Annotated in this window: 24 protein-coding genes; 14 read left to right on the top strand and 10 right to left on the bottom strand. The window is 62.6% G+C overall.

Annotation, left to right across the window (positions count from 1 at the left end):
- The first annotated feature begins 22 nt into the window (after positions 1-22).
- The 6 genes from GCN74_RS16645 to GCN74_RS16620 are packed head-to-tail and all read left to right on the top strand — an operon-like array spanning position 23 to position 5,182.
- The gene (locus tag GCN74_RS16645) at positions 23-769 is read left to right on the top strand and encodes an SURF1 family protein (protein ID WP_152257707.1); all 747 of its coding nucleotides are present in this window, start codon (positions 23-25) and stop codon (positions 767-769) included.
- Positions 770-773: 4 nt separating this feature from the next.
- Entirely contained in the window at positions 774-1,379 is a 606-nt protein-coding gene (locus GCN74_RS16640) for an SCO family protein (RefSeq protein WP_152257722.1), read from the top strand.
- 18 nt (positions 1,380-1,397) lie between these two features.
- Positions 1,398-2,573 carry a COX15/CtaA family protein gene (locus GCN74_RS16635; protein ID WP_152257721.1) on the top strand — a complete coding sequence of 392 codons (1,176 nt, stop codon included), beginning with the start codon at positions 1,398-1,400 and terminating at the stop codon, positions 2,571-2,573.
- On the top strand, positions 2,574-3,473 hold the full coding sequence (gene cyoE, locus GCN74_RS16630) for a heme o synthase (RefSeq protein WP_152257706.1): 900 nt from the start codon (positions 2,574-2,576) through the stop codon (positions 3,471-3,473).
- Entirely contained in the window at positions 3,470-4,063 is a 594-nt protein-coding gene (locus tag GCN74_RS16625; protein WP_152257705.1) for an SCO family protein, read from the top strand. Before cyoE ends, GCN74_RS16625 begins: the two co-directional genes overlap by 4 nt.
- Positions 4,064-4,105: 42 nt before the next feature.
- Positions 4,106-5,182 (top strand): AI-2E family transporter, encoded by a 1,077-nt coding sequence (locus GCN74_RS16620; RefSeq protein ID WP_152257704.1) that lies wholly within the window; start codon positions 4,106-4,108, stop codon positions 5,180-5,182.
- On the opposite strand, the gene GCN74_RS16615 is transcribed toward GCN74_RS16620, so the two are convergent.
- The 3 genes from GCN74_RS16615 to nhaR form a co-directional block, all read right to left on the bottom strand.
- Entirely contained in the window at positions 5,183-6,523 is a 1,341-nt protein-coding gene (locus tag GCN74_RS16615; RefSeq protein ID WP_034749482.1) for a hemolysin family protein, read from the bottom strand.
- A 117-nt stretch (positions 6,524-6,640) separates the two neighbouring features.
- Positions 6,641-7,975, bottom strand: a complete 1,335-nt coding sequence (locus GCN74_RS16610) for an MFS transporter (protein WP_152257703.1) — start codon at positions 7,973-7,975, stop codon at positions 6,641-6,643.
- A 122-nt stretch (positions 7,976-8,097) separates the two neighbouring features.
- On the bottom strand, positions 8,098-9,012 hold the full coding sequence (nhaR, locus tag GCN74_RS16605; protein WP_152257702.1) for a transcriptional activator NhaR: 915 nt from the start codon (positions 9,010-9,012) through the stop codon (positions 8,098-8,100).
- Between the two features lie 117 nt (positions 9,013-9,129).
- Between nhaR and GCN74_RS16600 the strand changes: the two genes are divergently transcribed.
- The 5 genes from GCN74_RS16600 to GCN74_RS16580 all read left to right on the top strand — a co-directional run bounded on the left by GCN74_RS16600 (position 9,130) and on the right by GCN74_RS16580 (position 12,642).
- Positions 9,130-10,212, top strand: coding sequence for a DUF475 domain-containing protein (locus GCN74_RS16600; RefSeq protein ID WP_152257701.1), 1,083 nt, complete (start codon positions 9,130-9,132; stop codon positions 10,210-10,212).
- 157 nt (positions 10,213-10,369) lie between these two features.
- Complete coding sequence (locus tag GCN74_RS16595) at positions 10,370-10,945, top strand: TerD family protein (protein ID WP_131376285.1); 576 nt, start codon at positions 10,370-10,372, stop codon at positions 10,943-10,945.
- A gap of 73 nt (positions 10,946-11,018) precedes the next feature.
- Positions 11,019-11,714, top strand: coding sequence for a TIGR00266 family protein (locus tag GCN74_RS16590; protein ID WP_152257700.1), 696 nt, complete (start codon positions 11,019-11,021; stop codon positions 11,712-11,714).
- Positions 11,715-11,748: 34 nt separating this feature from the next.
- Positions 11,749-12,330, top strand: coding sequence for a TerD family protein (locus GCN74_RS16585; RefSeq protein ID WP_152257699.1), 582 nt, complete (start codon positions 11,749-11,751; stop codon positions 12,328-12,330).
- Between the two features lie 93 nt (positions 12,331-12,423).
- Positions 12,424-12,642, top strand: a complete 219-nt coding sequence (locus tag GCN74_RS16580; RefSeq protein WP_152257720.1) for a YqaE/Pmp3 family membrane protein — start codon at positions 12,424-12,426, stop codon at positions 12,640-12,642.
- Positions 12,643-12,712: 70 nt separating this feature from the next.
- Here GCN74_RS16580 and GCN74_RS16575 read toward each other — a convergent pair whose 3' ends face one another.
- The 3 genes from GCN74_RS16575 to GCN74_RS16565 all read right to left on the bottom strand — a co-directional run bounded on the left by GCN74_RS16575 (position 12,713) and on the right by GCN74_RS16565 (position 16,267).
- Positions 12,713-14,353, bottom strand: a complete 1,641-nt coding sequence (locus GCN74_RS16575) for a patatin-like phospholipase family protein (protein ID WP_193317118.1) — start codon at positions 14,351-14,353, stop codon at positions 12,713-12,715.
- Positions 14,354-14,573: 220 nt separating this feature from the next.
- A complete protein-coding gene (locus GCN74_RS16570) occupies positions 14,574-15,437 on the bottom strand; it encodes a DUF3667 domain-containing protein (protein WP_226939082.1) in 864 nt (287 codons plus the stop codon).
- 131 nt (positions 15,438-15,568) lie between these two features.
- On the bottom strand, positions 15,569-16,267 hold the full coding sequence (locus tag GCN74_RS16565; protein WP_152257696.1) for an ArsR/SmtB family transcription factor: 699 nt from the start codon (positions 16,265-16,267) through the stop codon (positions 15,569-15,571).
- A 76-nt stretch (positions 16,268-16,343) separates the two neighbouring features.
- Between GCN74_RS16565 and GCN74_RS16560 the strand changes: the two genes are divergently transcribed.
- Positions 16,344-17,486 (top strand): cytochrome P450, encoded by a 1,143-nt coding sequence (locus GCN74_RS16560; protein WP_152257695.1) that lies wholly within the window; start codon positions 16,344-16,346, stop codon positions 17,484-17,486.
- Positions 17,483-17,830 (top strand): antibiotic biosynthesis monooxygenase family protein, encoded by a 348-nt coding sequence (locus tag GCN74_RS16555; RefSeq protein ID WP_152257694.1) that lies wholly within the window; start codon positions 17,483-17,485, stop codon positions 17,828-17,830. The genes GCN74_RS16560 and GCN74_RS16555 overlap by 4 nt, the downstream gene beginning before the upstream one ends.
- Here the strand turns inward: GCN74_RS16555 and GCN74_RS16550 are convergent.
- Positions 17,827-18,279, bottom strand: coding sequence for a hypothetical protein (locus GCN74_RS16550; RefSeq protein ID WP_152257693.1), 453 nt, complete (start codon positions 18,277-18,279; stop codon positions 17,827-17,829). The two genes, GCN74_RS16555 and GCN74_RS16550, sit on opposite strands and share 4 nt — an antisense overlap.
- 178 nt (positions 18,280-18,457) lie before the next feature.
- On the opposite strand from GCN74_RS16550, the gene GCN74_RS16545 reads away from it, so the two are divergent.
- Entirely contained in the window at positions 18,458-18,724 is a 267-nt protein-coding gene (locus tag GCN74_RS16545; RefSeq protein ID WP_152257692.1) for a hypothetical protein, read from the top strand.
- A gap of 90 nt (positions 18,725-18,814) precedes the next feature.
- Here GCN74_RS16545 and rpoH read toward each other — a convergent pair whose 3' ends face one another.
- The 3 genes from rpoH to GCN74_RS16530 all read right to left on the bottom strand — a co-directional run bounded on the left by rpoH (position 18,815) and on the right by GCN74_RS16530 (position 21,846).
- A complete protein-coding gene (rpoH, locus tag GCN74_RS16540) occupies positions 18,815-19,708 on the bottom strand; it encodes an RNA polymerase sigma factor RpoH (protein ID WP_070222520.1) in 894 nt (297 codons plus the stop codon).
- A 483-nt stretch (positions 19,709-20,191) separates the two neighbouring features.
- A complete protein-coding gene (ftsX, locus tag GCN74_RS16535) occupies positions 20,192-21,112 on the bottom strand; it encodes a permease-like cell division protein FtsX (protein WP_099665445.1) in 921 nt (306 codons plus the stop codon).
- Positions 21,109-21,846 carry a cell division ATP-binding protein FtsE gene (locus tag GCN74_RS16530; RefSeq protein ID WP_152257691.1) on the bottom strand — a complete coding sequence of 246 codons (738 nt, stop codon included), beginning with the start codon at positions 21,844-21,846 and terminating at the stop codon, positions 21,109-21,111. Before GCN74_RS16530 ends, ftsX begins: the two co-directional genes overlap by 4 nt.

Below are 21,846 nucleotides of genomic sequence, written 5' to 3'. Positions count from 1 at the left end.
GGCTTGAGGAGGTTTCATTGTAATGCGTATCCGCTTCCATTTTAGATGGATTCCATTTGTTGTAATGCTGCTACTGGTGGCCTTGGGCGTATCCTTGGCGCAATGGCAGCAGCGCCGCGGCGATGAAAAAGTCGCGCGCGCCGCCCGGCTCGAGGCGGGCAACCAGGCCGCACCGCTGTCCTTGACGGCCGCGCCCATGCTGGCGGCCGACGCGCAAGCGATCGAATACCGCAGGGTCACCGTCACGGGCCATTTCGTGCCCGCCTGGACGGTCTACCTGGACAACCGCCCCTACAAGGGGCAAGCGGGTTTCCACGTGCTCACGCCATTTCGGATCGACGGTTCCCCTATGCACGTGCTGGTGGCGCAGGGCTGGCTGCCGCGCAACAATGCCGAACGCACGCGCATCCCCGATTACGCCACGCCTACGGGCACCGTCACCATTGCCGGCATCGCGCGCCTGAACGCGGGCCATGTGATGGAACTGGGCACGGCGCCGGCCCTGGCGCCGCACGCCATCGTGCAGAATGCCGATATCGCCCAGCTGGCGCAAGCCAGCGGCCTGGCCTTGCAGCCTTTTATCCTCGAACAAACAGCTGATGGAGCAACGGCGCCGGCGTCCAGCCAGCTTCCCGTGCGCGACTGGCCGGCGCCGGACCTGGGCGCCGACAAGCACCGCGGCTATGCATTCCAGTGGTATGCACTGGCACTGATGGCTTTTTTATTTTTTGTCTTTACAGGATTTCGACGTGCAAACAAACAACCCTGAAGCAATGCAAGACAACCCCGGCAAGCAGGCACAGAACACGGGACGGTGGAAACTATTGGCCGTGGTGGCCGTGTGCGCGTTTCCCATCATCGCCTCGTATTTCACGTACTACATCATCAAGCCCACGGGCCGCAACAATTACGGCGCCCTGATCGACCCCCGCTTGCACCCGATACCGGAAGCGCAGCTGCAGGTGACGGAACTGGACGGCAAGGCCGCGCCGCTGGCCCAGTTCAAGGGCAAGTGGGTGCTGCTGCAAACGGGGCCAGCCGACTGCCAGGCCGCGTGCAAGAAGCAATTGTTTGACATGCAACAACTGCGTTTGATGCAGGGCAAGGAGCGCGAACGCCTGGAACGGGTCTGGCTGGTGACGGATGCCCAGCCGCTCGACACCCTGGTGATGCGCGAATTCGACGGCACCAGCATGCTGCGCGTAAATGGCGACGCCCTGAAAGCCTGGCTGCCCGTGGAGCCGGGCGGCCAGACCAGCGACCACCTGTATCTGATCGACCCGCTGGGCAATCTGATGATGCGCTTCCCGAAGGACGCGGACCCGAACAAGATCAAGAAAGACATCGCCAAGCTGCTCAAAGCTTCGGCGATCGGTTAAGGGGAACGCATGCCGACGATGCATCTTTCCGCGCTGGCCCAGCTGGGCTTGACGGGTCTGCTGGTGGCGCTGCTGCCTTTGAGCATGGTGTGGGTGTCCGCGGACGCCAATAAATACCGCAAGCTCGTATGGATCGCCGTCTTCCTGACGGTCGACCTGATCATGTTCGGCGGCTTTACGCGCCTGTCCGATTCCGGCCTGGGCTGTCCCGACTGGCCAGGCTGCTATGGTTCGGCCAACCCATTCCTTGCGCACGAGCACATCGTGGCGGCGGAAACCTTGATGCCGACGGGCCCCGTGACGGTGGTCAAGGCGTGGATCGAGATGACGCACCGCTACCTGGCCATGGCCATTGGCGTGCTGATCGTGGCGATGATGGTGCAGGCATGGCGCCAGTGGCGCAAGAATCGCCGCGAGGAGTTCGCCCCCGCCCTGCCGACGGCGCTGTTCCTGTTCGTCTGCCTGCAGGGCGCGTTCGGCGCCTGGACGGTGACATTGAAGCTGCAACCGGTGATCGTCACCATCCACTTGCTGCTGGGCATGGGCTTGCTGGCTATGCTGACGTGGCTGGGCGGACGCCAGGACTATGCCGTCAAACCCTTGCTGCACGCAGATGCGGACGCGGCCGTGCTGCGCCCCGTGCGCGCGCTGGCCGTTTTCTCGCTGGTGCTGCTCACCGTGCAGATCGCGTTGGGCGGCTGGGTGAGCACCAACTACGCCACCCTTGCGTGCACGGATTTCCCCCTGTGCGGCGGCAAGGTCATACCGGAGATGGATTTCGAGCATGGTTTCCATTTGTGGCGCGAGCTGGGCAAGACGGCCGCCGGCCACTATTTGCCGTTTTCCGCGCTGACGGCCATCCACTGGGTGCACCGCAATTTCGCCTTCATCGTGCTGGCCGGCATCGGCTACACCGTGTGGCGCGCGTGGACACTGCCGTCCCTGCGCGGCACGGCACGGTGGATAGCGCTGGTGCTGGCCCTGCAGGCGGCCACGGGCCTGGCGACGATCTACCTGAGCTGGCCATTGTCGATTGCCGTCATGCATAACGGCGGGGCGGCGCTGCTCGTGTTGTTGCTGACCATGTTAAACTACAAGGCTAAATTCCAACTCGATGTTGCGCGCAATGTCCAGCGCGCTTGCGCCGCCGCGCCAGTGCCCCCGGCACCAGCCAGTCCTTCCCGTACCGCATAAATGACTACTCAGACCATCAGCCGTAAACCCTCCCCCCGCATCGCCCAGTATTGGGCGCTGACCAAGCCCCGCGTGACGCAGCTGGCCGTGTTTTGCGCCGTCATCGGCATGTTCCTGGCCAGCGAGGAGTTGCCGGACTGGCATGCGGTGGTGTTCGGCACCGTCGGCATCTGGCTGCTGGCGGGCGCCGCGTTTGCCGTCAACTGCCTGGCCGAGCGCGAAATCGATGCGCGCATGGCCCGCACGGCGCGCCGCCCCATGGCCATGGGCGACATCACGGTGAAACAGACGGTCGTGTTCGCGCTGGTGATCGGCGGCCTGGGCATGGCGATCCTGTACCACCTCGTCAATCCGCTGACCATGTGGCTGACCTTTGTCACCTTTGTCGGCTATGCGTTGATCTACACCATGGTGCTGAAACCGGCCACGCCGCAAAACATCGTCATCGGCGGCCTGTCCGGCGCCATGCCGCCCGCGCTGGGCTGGGCCGCCGTGGCCAACGACGTGCCGATGCAGGCCTGGCTGCTGGTCCTGATCATTTTCGTCTGGACGCCGCCCCATTTCTGGGCCCTGGCCATGTACCGCCGCGACGATTACGCGCGCTCGGGCCTGCCCATGCTGCCCGTCACGCACGGCTTGAAATTCACGCAATTCCACGTCTGGCTGTACTCGATCGCGCTGGCCGCCACCACCTTGCTGCCGTACGCCGTGCGCATGAGCGGCCTGATCTACCTGGTCTCGGCCGTGGTGCTCAATGCCGGTTTCCTGTATTACGCGTGGAAGATGTACCGCCACTACACGGACTTGATCGCGCGCAAAGCCTTTACGTATTCCATCATCTACCTGGCATTGCTGTTCGCGGCCTTGCTGGTCGACCACTACATTCCACTCGGATCATGAAAAAATACCTGACTTTACTGTTGGCGGCCGCGCTGCTCGCCGTGCTGGCCGGCTGCGGCAAACCTGCCGCGACCAAGCTGGAATTCAAGAACACGGACGTGACGGGCCTGGGCTACGCGCGCGAGTTCGCGTTGACGGACCATACGGGCCAGCCGCGCACCCTGGCCGACTACAAGGGCAAGCTGGTGCTGATGTTCTTCGGCTACACGCAGTGCCCGGACGTGTGTCCCACGACCATGGCCGACATGGCGCAGGTGATGCAGGAAATGGGGCCGCAGGCGGACCAGGTGCAAGTGCTGTTCGTCACCGTCGACCCTGAGCGCGACACGCAGCAATTGCTGGCGCAGTATGTGCCCGCCTTCGACAAGCGTTTCGTGGGCCTGTATGGCAGCCTCGAGGCGACGGCCAGGGTGGCCAAGGAATTCAAGGTGTATTACGCCAAGGTCGAGGGCGAAACGGACAGCAGCTACACGGTCGACCATACGGCCGGCACCTATGTGTTCGACCGTGAAGGCAAGATCCGCCTGTTCGTGCGCCACGGCGAAAAGCCTGCCGCCATCGCGCACGATCTTAAACTTCTGCTATCCTGACCCGGTCGCGCCGTCAGGCGCCATCTTCAGGATTGGCAGTACATGGATAAACGTTTCGAGCCTCACGCCCGCCTGGCAGCCATCATCTTCTTGCTGATCGGCTGCTTTTTCGTCTTGCGGCCCTTCCTGGCAGCCATGCTGTTCGCCGCCTGCGTGGGCATTTCCAGCTGGCCCCTGTACCTGCTGCTGCTCGAGCGGCTGAAAGGCCGGCGCAACTGGGCGGCCGCCATCATGACCGTGTCGCTGGTGCTGGTCATCGTGCTGCCGCTGGCCCTCGTCACCTACAACCTGGCCGACAATGTGTCGCGCGTGTACGAGCAGATCCGCGCCGCGCTGGAATCGGGCGGCCTGCATCCTCCCGCCTGGCTGGCCAGCATTCCCGTGGTGGGCGAGACCATCGACGGCTATGTGCGGCGCCTGCTGGAAGACCGCGAGGAATTATTGAATTTGGGTAAGACCATGCTGGAGCCGGCGCGCCATTTCCTCGCTTCCGGCGGCATTCTGCTGGGCACGGGCCTGGCGCAGACCAGCCTGGCCGTGTTCGTCAGCTTCTTCCTCTACCGCGACGGCCAGCAGCTGAGCCGTGCCTTGATGACGGGCGCCGGCCGCATCATCGGCGACAGCGCGCCGGGCGTGGGCCTGACCATCAGCCGCACCGTGCGCGGCGTCATGTACGGCTTGCTGGGCACGGCGCTGGCGCAGGCCCTGGTGGCCGTGGTGGGCTTCTTGATCGCCGGCGTGCCGGCCGTGGCGCTGCTGGGCGTGGCCACCTTCATCTTTTCGCTGATCCCCGTGGGGCCGCCGCTGATCTGGGGCGGCGCCGCCATCTGGCTGTTCAGCGACGGGCAGACGGGCTGGGGCATTTTCATGCTGGTGTGGGGCGCGCTGCTGATCAGCGGCGTGGACAATGTGGTCAAGCCCATGCTGATCAGCCGCGGCAGCAGCCTGCCCTTCCTGCTGGTGCTGCTGGGCGTGCTGGGCGGCGTGCTGGCCTTCGGCTTCGTCGGCATCTTTATCGGCCCGACCCTGCTGGCTGTGCTGTACAGCTTGCTGCAAACGTGGACGGTGGGCGAGACCACCGTGCCGCAGGGCAAAGATACGCTGACGCGCAAGAAGTAATTAGTCTCGCAAATCCGCGTCGAGATCCCGCTCCTGCTTCGGGATCACTTTAATAAGTACGATGCGGGGCCCGTTCATCTTCTTGACGACGATGTCGAAGTCGACAAAGGTGATGCGCTGGCCCTGCTTCGGGATATCCCCCAGCTTGACCATGATCAAGCCACCCACCGATTCCACGTCGTCCAGCCCCAGTTCCTCGTTTTCGATATCGATGCCGAGGATGCGTTCGAGCGAGAAGATGGGCAGGCTGGCCTTGCCGATCAGGGTGCCGTCGCTTTGCTTGAGCCAGTCGTTTTCATTGCGGCGGAATTCATCGCGGATTTCACCGACCATGGCGCCGAGCAAGTTATCCAGGGTGATGAACCCCAGCGGGCGCTTGCCCTTTTCGCCGATCAGGGCGAAGTGGGGCGCGCCGTCGCGGAAGCGCCGAAACAGTTCCAGCGCAGGCGTGCGGGCGGAAATGATGTCCACGGGACGTAAAAACGGCGTGAGCGAGGTGATCGGCTTGCCCGCCTGCTGGGCAAAGAACAGGTCTTTCAAGTGCACCACGCCCAGCACGTCGTCTTCGTTCGTGTCGAAATACGGGTAGCGGCTGAAGCGGTTGCGCAGCACCGTGTCGAGGTTTTCTTCCAGGGTGTTTGAGGCGTGCAGGGCGATCACTTCATTGATCGGGCGCATCAGGTCCGACACCGTCATCTGTTCGAAATCGAGCGACTGGGCCAGGATGTTGCGCTCGTCGCGCGTAAACTTTTCGCCGGGCTGGCTGGTGCGCAGGATCAGTTTCAACTCTTCGGACGAGTAATGGGCATCGTGGCCGCCCTTGCCGGACAGGCCCGCCAGGCGCAGCACCCAGTTGGCGCTGGCGTTGAGCAGGTAGATGGCCGGGTACATGGTCCAGTAGAAGCCGTACAGGGGAATCGCGCTCCACAGGCCGACGGCTTCCGGGTTGCGGATGGCCATCGACTTGGGCGCCAGTTCGCCCACGACGATGTGCAGGAAGGAAATCACGCTGAAGGCGACGACAAACGATACGCCGTGGATCAGCTCTTGCGAGGTGACGCCGATGGCGCCGAACAGCGGTTCCAGCAAGCCGGCAAACGCCGGTTCGCCGACCCAGCCCAGGCCCAGCGACGCCAGGGTGATGCCCAGCTGGCAGGCGGACAGGTAGGCGTCCAGCTGGCCGTGCACCTTGGCCAGGATGCGGCCCCGCAATCCCTGTGTCTTGGCGATGGCGCGGATGCGGGTGCGCCGCAAGGTGACGATGCCAAATTCGGCGGCAACAAAAAAACCGTTCAGCGCGACCAGGAAGAGGGCGAGCAGGACTAGCAAGACATTGTGCATGGGGCGCTGAAGATGGGCTGTAAAAACGACATCTTAAACGACGAAGGGCGCCATAGCCTAATTTAGCCGCGCGTGCCGCCCGTGCAGGCGCGCGCGCGGCAGGTTTTTCACGCTTGTTCAGCCTTTGGCGGCCGTTTGCGGCCCGCCGCGCATGGCAAAGACCATGACGGCCGAGACGATGGCCGGAATGGCGACGACGAGGAAAATCGTGCTGTTGGGCCAGTTCAAGCGGATCAGCTCGCCACCGAGCACGGGGCCGATGATGGAGCCGATGCGGCCCACGCCCAGGCTCCAGCCGATGCCCGTCGAGCGCAGGGTGGTCGGGTAGTAGCTGGCTGCCAGGGCGTTGACGGCCGGCTGGCCGCCCACCACGCAAAAACCCGCGATGAAAATCGTGATGAACAGGAAGGCCAGCGACACGTCGGGACGGCCGATCAGGGCGATGGCGAAGGCGGCCACCAGGAAGCACGGCAGCAGGATGCGGCGGAAGCTGGAGCGGTCGATCAGCTGGCCCATGACGAGGGTGCCGATGGTACCGCCCACTTGCAGGGCCGTGCCGGCCAGCACGGCGTTGGCCGTGGACAAGCCCGCTTCCTTGGCAATCGTGGGCAGCCAGTTCGAGAGGAAATACAAGTTCAGCAAGTTCATGAAGTTGATGACCCACAGCAAGATCGTCATCTTGGCGCGGCCGCCTGTAAACAATTGCAGCACGGGTGCGCCCTTGTGTTCTTTCTCATGCACGATGTATTGCGTGTCGGCCGTGATGGTGACTGTCGGATCGATGCGCTTGAGCCATTGCGCCACCTTGTCCAGCTTGCGTTTCTTGAGTACCAGGAATTGCATCGATTCCGGCAGCAGGAAGAACATCAGCACGCCGATCACCAGCGGCACCACGCCGCCCACGTAAAACACGGATTGCCAGCCGAATGCGGGAATCAGCGCGGCCGACAATAAACCACCGAGCACGGCACCCAGGGTAAAGCCGCACGAGACCAGCATCATCAGGGTGACTTTCTTGCGCAGGGGGCTGTATTCGCCGGCCAAGGCCATGGCGTTCGGCATCACGGCGCCCAGGCCCAGGCCCGTGATGAAACGGATCAGCTGCAATTGCTCGATGGTGGTGGCCAGCGGCGTGACCAGCATGCACAGCGCAAAGAAGATGGTCGAGCCGATCAGCACGGGGCGGCGGCCGAACTTGTCGGCCGTGATGCTGAACACCAGGGAACCCACCAGCATGCCTAGCAGGCCCGCGCCAAAGACGGGGCCCAGGTTGGCCTTGCTGACATGCCAGTCGGCAATGATGGCGGGCGCCACATAGCCCATGGCCTGCACGTCGAAGCCATCCATGATGACGCACAGCCCGCACAGGATCAGCATGCCGATCTGGAAGGAAGCGATCTTGTTGTGATTGATGAGATCGGGAATATCGATCGTCTTGCCTGCCGTGGACATGGTGCCGCTCCTGTTTTTATGGTGGTCGCGCCTTTCCGGCGAGGGAGGGGCGCATGTTTGTCTCAGGCTTCATTACAATCGCTTTTGATTGATTATTCAAACGTTATTTCCGAATGGATTTATCAGGTTTCCTTGTGAATCTTCGGGTGCTCTTGGATGGCGGCCAGGATCACCTCCAAGGCCGGGTGCATGATCTTGCGTTCGTTCGAGATGACGTAAAACTGTTCGCGCAGGGACGAGGCGTCGCCCACCAGCACGGCGCCGAATTGCTCCTCGATATCGGCCGCCAGGCTGGCAGAAGCGAAGAACAGGCCCAGGCCCTTGCGGCCGAACGCATTGAGCATGGCGTTGTCTTCGAATTCACCGACCACGTCGGGGCGCACGCCCTGCTGCACCATCCATTCGTCGATGCGCCCGCGCAAGGCGTTGTTGCGCGCGGGCAGCAGAAACGGGGCGCCGTGCAGGCTGTGCGGGAAATTGCCGCGGTATTGTCTCGCCAGCGCGGGGATGCCGAACAGTTTCATGGCGCTTTCGCCCCACAGGTGGCTGGACACGCGCAGGCTGGCGCCGGCCGGCACGGCGCGGTCCGTCAAGACCAGGTCCAGCTTGTGCAAGGCCAGGTCGGCCAGCAGGGATTCGAATTCATCCTCCAGGCACACGAGTTTGACGGGCTGGTCCAGGCTGCGCGTGGCGTCGAGCATGCGGTAGGCCATCAGTTTCGGCAAGGAATCGGAAATGCCCACCGTCAGGCGCATCTTTTCCGCGTCCGCGTCGGCCAGCGCATCCTGCATCTGCTCGCCCAGCAGGAAAATCTGGTCCGCGTAGCCGAGCGCCAGCCGGCCCGCTTCCGTCGGCACCAGGCGCCGCCCCTGCGGCTGCAGCAGGGACTTGCCCAGTTCCTTTTCCAGCAGGGCCAGCTGGGTGCTGATGGTTTGCACGGCCAGGCCCAGCCGTTCAGCCGCGCGCGTCACGCCGCCTTCCTTGGCCACCACCCAAAAGAAATACAAATGGCGGTAATTGAAACCCGTGGTTTTCATCGCTGCATCCTCTATCTTCTGTTTTTACGAAGTAATGCTTCCATTATCTTCTATTTTTAAATGTGTCACACGTCCCTATACTACGTTCCATTGAATTTGGATAAAGGGGAACTATCGATGAAACATTTCAGAGTGTCATTTCTAGTGACATTTATCTGCCTGGGTATTTCCGCCTGGTGGGGTTACACGCACGGTGGCGTGCAGACGATGCTGGCGGCGCTCGGTATCGCCGTGATCCTGGGCGTGATGGAAGTCTCGCTGTCGTTCGACAATGCGGTGGTCAACGCTTCGGTGCTGAAGAACTGGGACAAGTTCTGGCAGGGCCTGTTCCTGGGCGTGGGCATCATCATCGCCGTCTTCGGCATGCGTCTGGTGTTCCCGCTGGTCATCGTGGCGCAAGCGGCTGACCTGGGCTTGATGGAAGTGTGGAATCTGGCGTTGAGCAATCCTGAACAGTATTCGATGCACCTGACGAACCACCACGCGGAAGTGGCAGCCTTCGGCGGCATTTTCCTGCTGCTGGTATTCCTGAACTTCCTGCTGGACGCGGAAAAGGAAACGCACTGGCTGGGCCGTATTGAAGAAAAACTGGGCGCGCTGGGCAAGATTTCCTCGATTTCCGTGATGGTAGCCCTGGGCACCTTGATGGCCAGCCTGTCGATGATAGACGAAGGCCAGAAACTGGTGGTCTTGACGGCCGGCCTGTGGGGTATTTTGACCTACGTGGGCGTCGATGTGGTCAGTGGCTTGCTGGAAGGCGATAACGGCGACGGCAACGTGGGCGACATCGTCAAGCGCGGCGGTATTGGCGGCTTCCTGTACCTGGAAGTGCTCGACGCCTCGTTCAGCTTTGACGGCGTGATCGGCGCATTCGCCATCACCAAGGATGTCGTGATCATCATGCTGGGCCTGGCCATCGGCGCGATGTTCGTGCGCTCGATGACGGTGTTCCTGGTGCGCAAGGGCACATTGGACGAGTTCGTTTATCTGGAGCACGGCGCGCATTATGCGATCGGTATCCTGGCCGTGATCATGTTGGTCAGCATGAAGTTCCACATTCCCGAGATCTTCACGGGGCTGATCGGCGTGGCCTTCATTCTCGCCTCGCTGTGGTCGTCGATCCGCTACAAGCGACGCATGGCCTTGCTGGAAGGCGATGAAGAGAAGCAGCCTGAACTGGAAACTGCAGCCAAGGCGTAAGAGATACGCGGCAAACGACGACACCCGTTTGCCAGCGTGATGCAGCAAGCGCTGTCCCCGGTCCGGGGAGTCGGGCCGGAGACAGCGCCAGGTGTACACAAGTAGTTATTTGGTTTCATACACGCTGGACTTTTATTTCATATAGGAGAAATATATCATGGCAATCAGTCTGCAAAAAGGCGGCAACGTCAACCTGAGCAAGGAAGCTCCCGGCATCTCGAAAATGATCATCGGCCTGGGCTGGGATGCCCGCGCCACCGATGGCGCCGCGTTCGACATCGACGGTTCCGTGTTCCTGCTGAAGGCCGACGGCAAGGTGCGCGCCGACGTCGACATGATTTTCTACAACAACCTGAAATCGAGCGACGGTTCCGTCACCCACTCGGGCGACAACACCACGGGCGCCGGCGATGGCGACGATGAAACCGTCGTCGTCGACCTGGCCACGGTGCCAGCCGACATCGACAAGATCGCCGTCTGCGTGACGATCCACGATGCCGAAGCGCGCAAGCAAAACTTTGGTATGGTATCGAAGGCCTATGTGCGTTGCGTCAATGCCAACGGCAACACGGAAATCGCCCGCTTCGACCTGTCGGAAGACGGTTCGGCGGAAACGGCCATGGTCTTCGGCGAAATTTACCGCAATGGCGGCGATTGGAAATTCAAGGCCATCGGCCAGGGCTACAAGGGCGGCCTGGGCCCCCTGGCAGCATCGTTCGGCGTCGGCGTCTAAGCCGCCAATAGCAAGGGCGGGCCGCGCTGCGGGCCGCCGCCATCGCCATCATCGTTGAGGAAGGAACAGTCAGATGCCAGTTTTTAATATTACCGGGGACGTCGATCCGTTCCTGCATGTGTCGCTTGCCAGGGGCGAGAAGATTTATTGCGAATCCGATGCGATGGTGATGATGGAAACCAATCTTGAGCTGAAAGGCAAGATGACGGGCGGCATAGGCGCCGCGCTGATGCGCACCTTTGCCAACGGCGAATCGTTCTTTCAGCAGCATATCGAGGCCATGCGCGGCGACGGCGATTGCCTGCTGTCGCCCACCTTGCCCGGCGCGATGCGGGTGCTTGAGGTTGGCACCCAGCAATACATGATCAGCGACGGCGCCTTCGTGGCGGCCACGTCTGGCGTGGAATTGAAGGTGCGCACGCAAAGCCTAGGCAATGCGCTGTTTGCCCAGAGCGGTGGTTTTTTCATCACCGAGACGGCAGGCAGCGGCCAGCTGGCGGTATCCGGTTTCGGCGCGATGTCGGAATTGGAAGTGACGCCTGGCAAGGACGTGGTGATCGACAACTCGCACGTCGTGTGCTGGGACAACCGCCTGCAATACGAGATTTCCATGACGACCGGCAGCAGCGGCGGCTTTCTGGGTAACCTGATCAATAGCCAGACCAGCGGCGAGGGCATGGTGCTGAAGTTTTCAGGCACGGGAAAAATCCTCGTGTGCTCGCGCAACCGCGCGGCCTTCCTTGCCTGGACCCAAAGCAAGCCGGCGTAATCAAGCAGTAAGCAACCCAACAGGAGCTATGCGTATGTCTGTCAATTTGAGCAAGGGCCAGAAGATTTCTCTGGACAAAGAAGCTGGTACCACCCTGACCCGTATCACCATGGGCCTGGGCTGGGATGCGGCCAAGACCAAGGGTTTCCTCGGTTTCGGTTCGAAGACGGAAGCCGTCGACCTGGACGCCTCGTGCGTCATGTTCGACGACAACAAGAGCACGTCCGATATCGTCTGGTTCCGCCAGCTGAAAAGCAAGGACGGCAGCATCGTCCACACGGGCGACAACCGCACGGGCGCGGGCGATGGCGACGACGAACAGATCAATGTCGATCTGTCGAAAGTGCCGGCGCACGTGAAAAGCCTCGTCTTCACCGTCAACAGCTTTACTGGCCAGAACTTCTCGCAGGTGGAAAACGCCTATTGCCGCATCTTGAATGCCAGCAATAACCAGGAAGTGGCGCGTTTCAACCTGTCTGTGCAAGGTTCCCACACGGCACAGATCATGGCCAAGCTGTACCGCCATAACGGCGAATGGAAGATGCACGCCATCGGAGAAAACGGCAATGGTCGCACCTTTGATGACCTGATGCCGCAGATTGCCGTGCATCTATAAATTGTAGTTGTAAGGAGCAGTACGCAGCGGGTGGGGGACGGACCGGATACCGGCCCTTGTCCGCTGCTCTATATTGAAGGAGAGTATGTCGTGATGCGATTGCTGATAGCCTTGCTACTTCCGTGTCTCACGTTTTTCATGCTGAAGCGCCCGCTGGCCGGCGCCGCCGCCCTGATCATGCAGTGCACTGTGATCGGCTGGGTGCCGGCGGCCCTGTGGGCCCTGTACACGGTGAACCAGCATAAAACGGAGCAGGAACTGGAAGGCGCGTTAAGCCGCAGCTACATGCGCAGGCGTAGTCGGTTGATCTAGATCAACCGGGCGCCAGGTATCCTTGCGCTAAAGCCCGCACGAGCGATCATGCGGGCTTTTTTGTGCGCGCTCACTTCTTGCAGCGTATCGGCACGTTCACGGAATTGCCGTCCGAACTCAGGTTGCGGTACTGCAAATCTTCGCTTTCGATGGCGAAGCGGGGCACGGCATGCACGTAGCGCTGCTTGCAGATGGTGTCGTCGTTGATCAGCTGGCCCGCCAGCATGTAGTCGCACAGGGCGAAGCGCGATTCCTCGTCGTCGAGGATCAGCACGCGGGCGGCGCTGTACAGGGCCGATTGCAGGACGTCCGGACTGCAGTTTTCCGGACCCGTCAGCTTCAGATGGGTCTTCGTTTGCGTGGCCAGGCGCTGCAGCTTGACGAGGGCGGCGCGTTCTTCCTTGCGCGCACTGTCGACTTGCGCATCGCCGCTGGCCAGGCGCAGCGCCAGCGAGGCGATCTGGTCGATGGAAATATGCCAGGCAAAGCCTTCCAGCCGCGTGCGGATCTGGCCCGGCAAGGGATCGGCCGCATCGACTTCGCAGCGGAACTGGCCCAGGTGCGGGCGGCACAGCACGGGGATGGCAAAGGCCGAGGTGCGCTTGCCCTTGACGAATTTCTGGCTCAGGTCACCGAAGTTTTCATGCGTGATGGTATCGAAGCGGGCTTGCCCAAAGCCCATCTTGACGAGGTTTTCCTTGCGCTGGCGTGAAAACAGGGCGTCGACGGCATCGTAGATATTCTTGTTGAAGATGCGGTCCAGCGGCTGGCGCTCGTCCGACATTTTTTCGAATACGGCGCTGGAATTGGGCGCGTTGGCATCGATGGAAATGAGGATGAAGGGCTTGCTGTTCAGGCGCGGCGGCACGACGGCCATGTCGTTGCCGTACAGCTGCGTCAAGGCCACGTCCCACAGGGTTTCCACGCCGAGGTTGTCGGCCGCGCCGCCGTCGAACAGGTGCACATAGGACGGCGATTCGCGCGATTCGGAGCCCAGCTCCGGCACGAAACTGTTTTTCGGGCGGAAACGCTCGAAGGTGACGGAATCGAACACGCCGGGAAAGGCGGCCGAGGTGGCCACGGCCGTGGCCAGGCGGATATCCTGGATCGGCGAATGCAGGGTGCCGTAAAAATATTCGTAGGAAAACACCACGCGCTTGCCGCCATCGGTGGCGTCCGTTGCATTGGCCAGGAAGATGGGGCCGTCGTGGGGCAAGTCCTGGTAGGTTTTCTTGTCGTAAAGAACATCGTCAAACACGTCGGACAGGAAGGACGTGCGGGTCTTGTTCGTCAACAACATCGTCGTCAGGTTGGCCGGTTTCAAGATGGTCTGGCCGAAGAAATCCGTTTTCAGTTTGCTGCGCAGCAAGGGCCAGTCCGTCTGCTTGCCATGCAGCGCATAGTAGCCGCCCGCGATGGCGCCGCCCGAGACGCCGGAGATGGCCGAGGCGCCGCTGACGAGGCCGAACTGTTCCAGCTGTTCCAGCGAGGCGGCCGAGAAATTGGCCGCGCGGCTGCCCCCGCCGGACAGCGCGATGCCGATGAAGTGGTCGCTGGGCATGGGATTCTGGATGCGCGCCTTGGGCGCGTCGATGCGCAGGCGCGGGGTTTCCTGCACGGCAAACGTGCGGTTTTCGACGCCGCTGTTGGGGCGCAGGGCGAGCACCGTGCAGCCGCTCAGCAGCGCAACGAGGATAAAAGGTACAAACAAGCGTGGATGCATGCGCGATCTGTGCGTAGTCATTGGTTGGGATACGGACGGAAACGTGTGCGATTCTAGCAAACTTGTCCGTACTTATCCGTGCAGTTGATACGCGAGGATGGCGGCGCTGTAGCCGGCGTGCGCCAGCAGCCACAGTCCGCTCCAGTGCAGACCGCTCGCCATGCATGCGGCGGGCGGCAACAGGGCCGCGCAGGGCGCGCGTGCCGCCTTAATGGCGCAGCATCACGCCCGTGGCGATGCAGGCCACGATAGCCAGGCCCATGGTCAGGCAATATGCCGCCATCAGCAGGGCCCAGCGGCAGACGGTGGCGAGTTTTCCGCTCGGATACACGCGCCACATGGCCCAGGGCAGGTAGGCGAGCAGCCAGGCGCCGAGCACGAGGCGGATAATGTCGACGGGGATCAAGATCATCAGCGCCATCGTGATGAAGGCAAAGGCATTCGTGTGCAGGGCAAACAGGAAATGCTCGCCATAGCGCCGTCCGCTGCCCAGGTAGAGGATTTTCAGGAACAGGGCGAACAGCGGCATCAGGCAAAACATGGCGTACGGCGCGTAATGGAAAAAGCTTTCCACCACGAGTTTTTGTTTCTCGGCCGTGGGTAGCTGCTCAAAGTTTTGCCATTGGCGCGGCAGGGCGGGGGTCTGCCCCAAGATGCTGACCTGCATTTGCGATGGCTTGTTTTCCGGAATTTGACGGGCCCCATGATCGCTCACCTGGGCTTGCTGGTCGTGGACGGTGAGGAACATGTCGGGGCTGCTGAACTTGAGGATGGCAAAGAACAGGATGCTGAAGGTCAGGTACACGCGCAGCGGCTCCACGTAGCGCACGCGGCGCCCTGCGATGTATTCCTTGCTCAGTACGCCGGGACGAAACAGCAGCAGGGCCAGGGTACGCCACAGCTTGCCTTCGAGCGCCACATAGTGCGCGACGAATTCATGCAGGAATTCGCGCGCGCTGGGCAGGTGCAAGGTGGTGGACTGGCCGCAGGCGCTGCAGAAGTTGCCTGGCGCATCCGTGTGGCAGTTATGGCAGGTACTGGCGGGGCTGGTGCTGGACGACGCTGTTTTCAAGTTGGACTCTTTCCATGGGCGAAAGGTAGAAATGATCGCCCAAGGGCGCAGCATATGATGAATGAAAACAATGATAAAAGGGCACTTTTTCGCTCGCTAGTTGCTTCGAAGATACAAACTGCCTGCGCCGTTCAGCGGGCGCCGAAGGCTGCCAGCAGGCGCCGCTCGCCGTCCGGCGTGAGGCGCAGGGCGCGGCTGTCGAGTTCGCGCTCGGCCCAGCGCTGGCGCAGGGCCAGCTGCAGGATGGCGGCGCCCAGCGCGCCGCCGAGGTGGGCGCGCCGTTCGCTCCAGTCCAGGCAGGCGCAGGCGAAGCGGCGGCGTTGCTGCTGCAGTTGCGGCACGTCGATGCCCAGGGCCGCCATGCCGGCCGCGCCCGCTTCCGACAAACGGTACTCTCCGTCCTCGTCCCGCAGCCAGCCTTGCGCGTGCAGCTGGTCGTGCAGGGCGACGGCGACGGTGCCGGCCATGTGGTCGTAGCAGGTGCGCGCGTGGCGCAAGCGGTCCGGCGTGGTGGGCGTGAACGGCGTTGCCTGCACCCCGGCCACCACCAGCAGCGCTTCCAGCGCCCGTCCCGCTTCCGGGCTGGCCAGGCGGTAGTAGCGGTGCTTGCCCTGCGCCACCATCGATAGCAAACCATCGTCGCGCAGGCGGCTCAAATGGGCGCTGGCCGTCGAGGCGCCTACCTCGGCCAGCGCCGCCAGTTCCGTGGCCGTGCGCGCATGGCCGTCGAGCAGGCTGCACAGCATGCGCGCGCGGGCCGGTTCGGCGATGGCGCCGGCCAGCTGCGCCAGGCGCCCGTCGGCCGTGCGGGGAACGATGCTGTCATCCATGATTCGTCCGTCAGCGAAGTGTTGTGGTGGAAGGAACAGCATACTCGTGTCCCCACCTTACTGCAATGGAATGCGCATGCCGCTCACCGATCCGCTTCACCCGATTGCCGCCGTCACCCACGCGGCGCCCTACGACTACTATCGCCGCCTGGCGGACGGTCCGCCGCTGCGCTTCGATGCCGCGCTCGGCTGCTGGCTGGCGACGGGGGCAGCCGGCGTGCGGGCCGTGCTCGAGCATCCCGCCTGCCGCGTGCGCCCGCCCGGGCAGGCCGTGCCGCCCAACCTGGCAGGTACGCCGTGCGGCGCGATCTTTGCCGAACTGGTGCGCATGAACGATGGCGAGCGGCATGCCGTGCCGAAACAGGTGCTGGCGCGCCTGCAGGGGCGGGTGGCGCAGCTGGCCGGCGACCGCGTTCCCGGCAGCGCCGTCCAGCTCAATGCTGCGTTGTTCGAGCTGCCCTTGTACGTCATGGCGGACTTGCTGGGCTTTGCGCCGGCGCAATGGCCGGCGCTGGCTGCCTGGACGCGTGATTTTGTCGCCTGCCTGTCGCCGCTGAGCAATGGCGCGCAGCTGGCCGGCGCGCAAATGGCGGCCGACGCCTTGCTGCAAGGTTTTACCGCTCTGCTGCGCGAAGGGACGGCGCTTCCCGGCAGCTTGCTCGACGATGTCGTGTCCGGCGCGCGGCAGGCAGGCTGGCATGCGTCGGGCGCCGTGCTGGCCAACCTGGCGGGTTTGCTGTCGCAGACTTGCGAGGCCACGGCCGGCTTGCTGGGCAATGCCATCGTGGCCTTGCGCGCGCAGCCGCAGTTACTGCCGCAGCTGGGTGCTGCGCCCCGCCCATGGCCGGCCATGCTGCGCGAAGCGAGCCGGCACGATCCGGCCATCCACAACACGCGCCGCTACACGGCGCAGGATGCGGATTTTAATGGCGTGCTCATACCGCAGGGACAGATGATCGTGGTGGTGCTGGCCAGCGCTTGCCACGATGCCGGCGCGTATGCCGAGCCGGGCCGTTTCCTGCTGCAACGGCCCGGGCTGGCGCTGCCTGGCTTTGGCCATGGCCGCCACGTTTGTCCGGGGCAGTCCATCGCGCAGACCATCGCCGCGGCCTGCCTGCAGGCGTGGGCCGACGGGCTGGCCAGTATGCCGCTGGCATGGCGTTATCTGCCGTCGCTGAACGCGCGCATCCCCGTATTTAGCCCAGGAGAAATGACATGATTGCCGTGATATTCGAAGTCTGGCCCAGCGCCGCAGGGCGCCAGCAGTATCTGGATCTGGCCGCCGCGCTGCGGCCTTTGCTCGACGAGGTCGATGGTTTCATTTCCATCGAGCGTTTCAGCAGCCTGAGCGAGCCGGGCAAATTGCTGTCGCTATCGTTTTTCCGCGACGAGGCGGCGCTGGCGCAGTGGCGGCAGCTGGAAGCGCACCGCGCGGCCCAGTCGGCGGGCCGGCACGGCGTGTTTGACGACTACCGGCTGCGCATCGCCGCCGTGGTGCGCGATTACGGCATGCTGGACCGGCAACAGGCGCCCGCCGACAGCCAGCGGCGCCACGATGCTTAGCGGGGCAGCGCGCCCTGCGTGATCTTGACCTTGACCCGGTAGGTGGGCTCGGCCGCGTTCAGGGCGGGCGGCGTGGCCGGGTCGACGTCGAGCAGGGTGAACGTCAGGTGCTTGACGGTGACGGAACTGGCCGCGCCGGGCATGGAGTCGGACAGGACGATGTCCGTGGCGCCAGCGCTGTTGAGCAAGCTGAAACTGTAGCTGACGTAGCCTTTCCACACGCACACGGCGCCCTTGCGGCAGCGGCTGTCGTTGACGCGCTCCAGTTTCAGCGTATCGGTGGCCGTGATGGCCACCTGTTCGCCCGGCGAGAGCACGTGGGTGACGCTGCGCGGCGTGTTTTCCGCGTCGCCGGCGCTGCCGGCCGCGCCGCAGCCGGCCAGCACGGCCAGGCAGGCAAGGAACAGGGGAAGTAAGAGGCTACGGCAAGATCGGGTCAGGTAAGGCATGCTTTTCCTTTCAGAGAGAGCGTCTTCGGCGTGGCATCCACGCGCAAGATGAAAATGATAGTAACAAAATGATATTTTTCCGGCGCGCCGTTGGCGTGCTGCGGAGGAATTGACGCGCCGGCCACGCGGCGCGCCGATTACTGCGTAGAATGGCTGTTTTGAAAATCAGGAAACAACCATGAAAAAAACCGACCTGGCCAAAAGCGATGCCAAGAAACTGATGGGAAAGATGAATGTTCCCGGCGCCGGTGCATTCGGTAAGGAAGCGGTGGTCGTCGACCGCCGCGAGCAGCGCAAGCGCGATCAGGCTCTGGGCCTGGTGCCATTCGCCGTCAAGCTGAACAGCGATCTGGTCTTGCAATTGCAGACCCTGGCCAAGGAGCGCGGCGCGGATCTGAATGAAGTCGTCGCCGAGCTGATCACCAAGGGCTTGGCTGCAGCGTAACGGCTGACAATGTTTATCTGTTGATAAACATCAAGGTTTAAAACTAAAAGGCGCCTTGCGGCGCCTTTTACATTGCGGCATTGCTTGCGATTACACGTAGGCCGCCAGCGCGCCCTTCATTTTTTTCAGCGCCGCCACTTCGATCTGGCGGATGCGCTCGGCCGATACGCCGAACTCTTCAGCCAGTGCGTGCAGGGTGGCGCCGGAACCGTCGTCGTTGGCCAGCCAGCGCGCTTCGATGATGCGGCGCGAACGGGCGTCCAGCTTGGACAGTGCCGTTTCCAGGCCTTCCGATTGCAGGCGCGTCACTTGTTCCGCTTCCAGCACCTTGGTCGGCTCGCTTTGCTCCGACGACAGGTAGGCGATCGGCGAAAACTTGTCGTCTTCATCGTCGGTCGGCGATTCCAGCGCGATGTCGCGGCCGCTCAGGCGGGTTTCCATTTCAATCACTTCTTCGCGCTTCACGTCGAGCAGCTTGGCCAGCGCATCGATCTGCTTCGGCGTCATCGCGTCCAGGCCCGTCTTGTGGCTGCGCAGGTTGAAGAACAGCTTGCGCTGTGCCTTCGTCGTTGCCACCTTGACCAGGCGCCAGTTTTTCAGGATGTACTCATGCATCTCGGCTTTCACCCAGTGCATGGCGTACGACACCAGGCGCACGCCCTGGTCCGGATCGAAACGTTTCACGGCTTTCATCAAGCCGATATTGCCTTCCTGAATCAGGTCGGCGTGCGGCAAGCCATAGCCCAGGTAGCCGCGGGCAATCGAGACCACCAGGCGCAGGTGCGACAGCACCAGCTCTTGCGCGGCGGCCAGGTCATTTTTTTCACGCAGGCGTTTCGCCAGCGAAATTTCTTCGTCATGGGTCAACATGGGCAGACGGTTCACGGCCGAGATATAGGCGTCGATATTGCCCAGATTACCGGTGAACCCGAGGCCCAGCGCATTACTTTTGGTCGGAACCAATGCGGACGTTGCGGACATCATAGTCATGTTTTCTCCCTCGTAGTCTTGCTTTGTTCCAGTTGGCCATGTCACACGACATGGCAGCTTGTATCTTCGTTTTTGCGTATTCGGTCTTGCACTTCGCAGATCGCGGCACCATCTACATCTGGCGTCCATGGCGGTTCTGCTGCTGGTATGTCCCTATATTAGCACTCTCTGCTTGAGAGTGCCAATCAGCACATTTAATCGTCCTGATAGCCTAAATACTATGGCGATTTATTAATTAATACTTTATCTAAAACGCGCCGCCAGGGTGCATGGGCACTGCCGCGTGTACCTGCCGGGCCGTGCCCGCCAGGGCTGCACGGCGCTTCACGACAACATGGCTAGTCTACGGCCGCAAGCTGAAGCGAACCTTAAGAATACTTGCTAAATATCAATATCACCACAGTAGGGGGTGAATAGCAAAAAAACAAGGGGATGGGGCGCATGGCGGCGCCGGGGGCGCCGCCATGGGAGGGAAGGTCAGTTCAGGCGCGCCAGGTGGCGCTGCACGCAGAGGAAGGCGCCGATCAGGCCCAGGCCGGCGCTGACGGCCAGCAAGCCGGCCATCGGCAGCGGCGCCAGCGGCACCAGCTGGAATTCGGATGCGTACAAACGGGCAAACTCGGCAATTGCCGTATTGAGCGGCTGCAAGGCCAGCGCCACGGCGCCCAGGGCCAGCGCGCCCGCGCACAGGCCCAGCAGGGCGCCCGTGTAATAGAAGGGGCGGTGGATGAAGGTGTCGGTGGCGCCGATCAATTTCGAGATGCTGATTTCATCGCGCTGCTGCATCACCTGCAGGCGGATGGTGTTGAAGACCACGGCGATCACGGCCACGCCCAGGGTAATGGCCAGCAGCAGCAGCACCAGGCGCAGCACGCCCAGCAGGGCGGCCAGGCGCTTGACCCAGGCCGAATCGACTTGCGCCGATTCCACGCCGGGCAAGTGGCGCAACTGTTCCGCCACCGCATCGACGTCCTGCGCCTCGCTGGCGCTGCTGAAGGCGTCGAGTTTCAGCACATAGCTGTCGGGCAGGGGATTGTCGCCCAGGGTGCTGAGCACGTCGGCCAGGCCATTCTTGTTTTTCAGCGAGTCCAGCGCCTGCTCGCGCGGGATGAAGACGATCTTCGCCTTCTGCTCGCCGACGATCTTGCGCATGGCGCCGGCCAGGCCTACGGCTTGCTCGCGCGGCGTGTCGATCTTCAGGAAAACGCTGATTTCCGGGTCGACGGACATCTGTTCCGACATGGGACGCACATTGTCGAGCATGGTCAAGCCGGCGAACGGCAGCGACAGGGCGATGGCGACGACGAGCACGTTCAATAGGAAGCCGCCCGGCGACTTGCGCAGATGAATCAGCGCCGAGCCCAGCGCGAAGCGGTGTTGACGGAACCAGCCTCTCATGCCTGTTCTCCTTCGCCGTCATCCAGGCCGGGGGCGAAATCGGGATCGGGCGGCGCAAACACGGGCGCCTGCGTGGCCTTGTCGATGGCCACCAGCTGGCCGTTTTTCAGGTGGATCACGCGGGCGGCGGCGTCGAGCATCTGTTCGTCATGGCTGGAAATGAGGCAGGTCACGCCCACCGAGTGGAACGCCTTCAGGGCGTCGAGCACCTTGTTGGCGCTGGCGCGGTCCAGGTTGGCCGTCGGTTCGTCGGCCAGGATGATCTGCGGCCGGTTGACGATGGCGCGCGCGATCGACACGCGCTGCTGCTCGCCGCCCGACAGCGACAGGGGACGCGCCATGGCGCGGTCCAGCAAGCCCACCTTGTCGAGCGCGGCGCGCGCGCGCTGTTCGGCGGCCGCCTTGTGGGCGCCCACGACGAGCAGCGGCAGCATGACATTGGCCAGGATGGAGCGGTCGTTGAGCAATTTCTGCTGCTGGAAGATCAGGCCCATGTTGCGGCGCAGGAAGGGCACGCCGGCCGGCTTGATCTTTGCCATGTCCTGGCCATTGACGATCAGCTTGCCCGACGTGGGGCGTTCCATGGCGGCGATCATTTTCAGCAGGGTGGACTTGCCGGCGCCCGAGGGGCCGGCCAGGAAGACCAGCTCGCCCTTGGCAATACTGAGCGAAATGTCGCTGAGCGCCACGGCGTCGGGGGAGTATTGCTTGGAGACGTGCTGAAATTCAATCAT

Origin of the sequence: Janthinobacterium sp. FT14W (assembly GCF_009208755.1) — a bacterium.
In the GTDB taxonomy this organism is placed as follows: Bacteria; Pseudomonadota; Gammaproteobacteria; order Burkholderiales; family Burkholderiaceae_D; genus Janthinobacterium; species Janthinobacterium violaceinigrum.
The sequence above is the reverse complement of the archived record's forward strand: the minus strand, read 5'-3'. Positions and strand labels throughout refer to the sequence as shown.

Coding starts and splice junctions, on each gene's coding strand:
- GCN74_RS16580 (WP_152257720.1), top strand. CDS start 12,424: ATGCGATTGCTGATAGCCTTGCTACTTCCGTGTCTCACGTTTTTCATG.
- GCN74_RS16565 (WP_152257696.1), bottom strand. CDS start 16,267: ATGGATGACAGCATCGTTCCCCGCACGGCCGACGGGCGCCTGGCGCAG.
- GCN74_RS16640 (WP_152257722.1), top strand. CDS start 774: ATGCAAGACAACCCCGGCAAGCAGGCACAGAACACGGGACGGTGGAAA.
- rpoH (WP_070222520.1), bottom strand. CDS start 19,708: ATGATGTCCGCAACGTCCGCATTGGTTCCGACCAAAAGTAATGCGCTG.
- GCN74_RS16555 (WP_152257694.1), top strand. CDS start 17,483: ATGATTGCCGTGATATTCGAAGTCTGGCCCAGCGCCGCAGGGCGCCAG.
- nhaR (WP_152257702.1), bottom strand. CDS start 9,012: ATGAAAACCACGGGTTTCAATTACCGCCATTTGTATTTCTTTTGGGTG.
- GCN74_RS16560 (WP_152257695.1), top strand. CDS start 16,344: ATGCCGCTCACCGATCCGCTTCACCCGATTGCCGCCGTCACCCACGCG.
- GCN74_RS16620 (WP_152257704.1), top strand. CDS start 4,106: ATGGATAAACGTTTCGAGCCTCACGCCCGCCTGGCAGCCATCATCTTC.
- GCN74_RS16545 (WP_152257692.1), top strand. CDS start 18,458: ATGAAAAAAACCGACCTGGCCAAAAGCGATGCCAAGAAACTGATGGGA.
- GCN74_RS16530 (WP_152257691.1), bottom strand. CDS start 21,846: ATGATTGAATTTCAGCACGTCTCCAAGCAATACTCCCCCGACGCCGTG.
- GCN74_RS16625 (WP_152257705.1), top strand. CDS start 3,470: ATGAAAAAATACCTGACTTTACTGTTGGCGGCCGCGCTGCTCGCCGTG.
- GCN74_RS16610 (WP_152257703.1), bottom strand. CDS start 7,975: ATGTCCACGGCAGGCAAGACGATCGATATTCCCGATCTCATCAATCAC.
- GCN74_RS16600 (WP_152257701.1), top strand. CDS start 9,130: ATGAAACATTTCAGAGTGTCATTTCTAGTGACATTTATCTGCCTGGGT.
- GCN74_RS16595 (WP_131376285.1), top strand. CDS start 10,370: ATGGCAATCAGTCTGCAAAAAGGCGGCAACGTCAACCTGAGCAAGGAA.
- ftsX (WP_099665445.1), bottom strand. CDS start 21,112: ATGAGAGGCTGGTTCCGTCAACACCGCTTCGCGCTGGGCTCGGCGCTG.
- cyoE (WP_152257706.1), top strand. CDS start 2,574: ATGACTACTCAGACCATCAGCCGTAAACCCTCCCCCCGCATCGCCCAG.
- GCN74_RS16645 (WP_152257707.1), top strand. CDS start 23: ATGCGTATCCGCTTCCATTTTAGATGGATTCCATTTGTTGTAATGCTG.
- GCN74_RS16585 (WP_152257699.1), top strand. CDS start 11,749: ATGTCTGTCAATTTGAGCAAGGGCCAGAAGATTTCTCTGGACAAAGAA.
- GCN74_RS16615 (WP_034749482.1), bottom strand. CDS start 6,523: ATGCACAATGTCTTGCTAGTCCTGCTCGCCCTCTTCCTGGTCGCGCTG.
- GCN74_RS16635 (WP_152257721.1), top strand. CDS start 1,398: ATGCATCTTTCCGCGCTGGCCCAGCTGGGCTTGACGGGTCTGCTGGTG.
- GCN74_RS16590 (WP_152257700.1), top strand. CDS start 11,019: ATGCCAGTTTTTAATATTACCGGGGACGTCGATCCGTTCCTGCATGTG.
- GCN74_RS16550 (WP_152257693.1), bottom strand. CDS start 18,279: ATGCCTTACCTGACCCGATCTTGCCGTAGCCTCTTACTTCCCCTGTTC.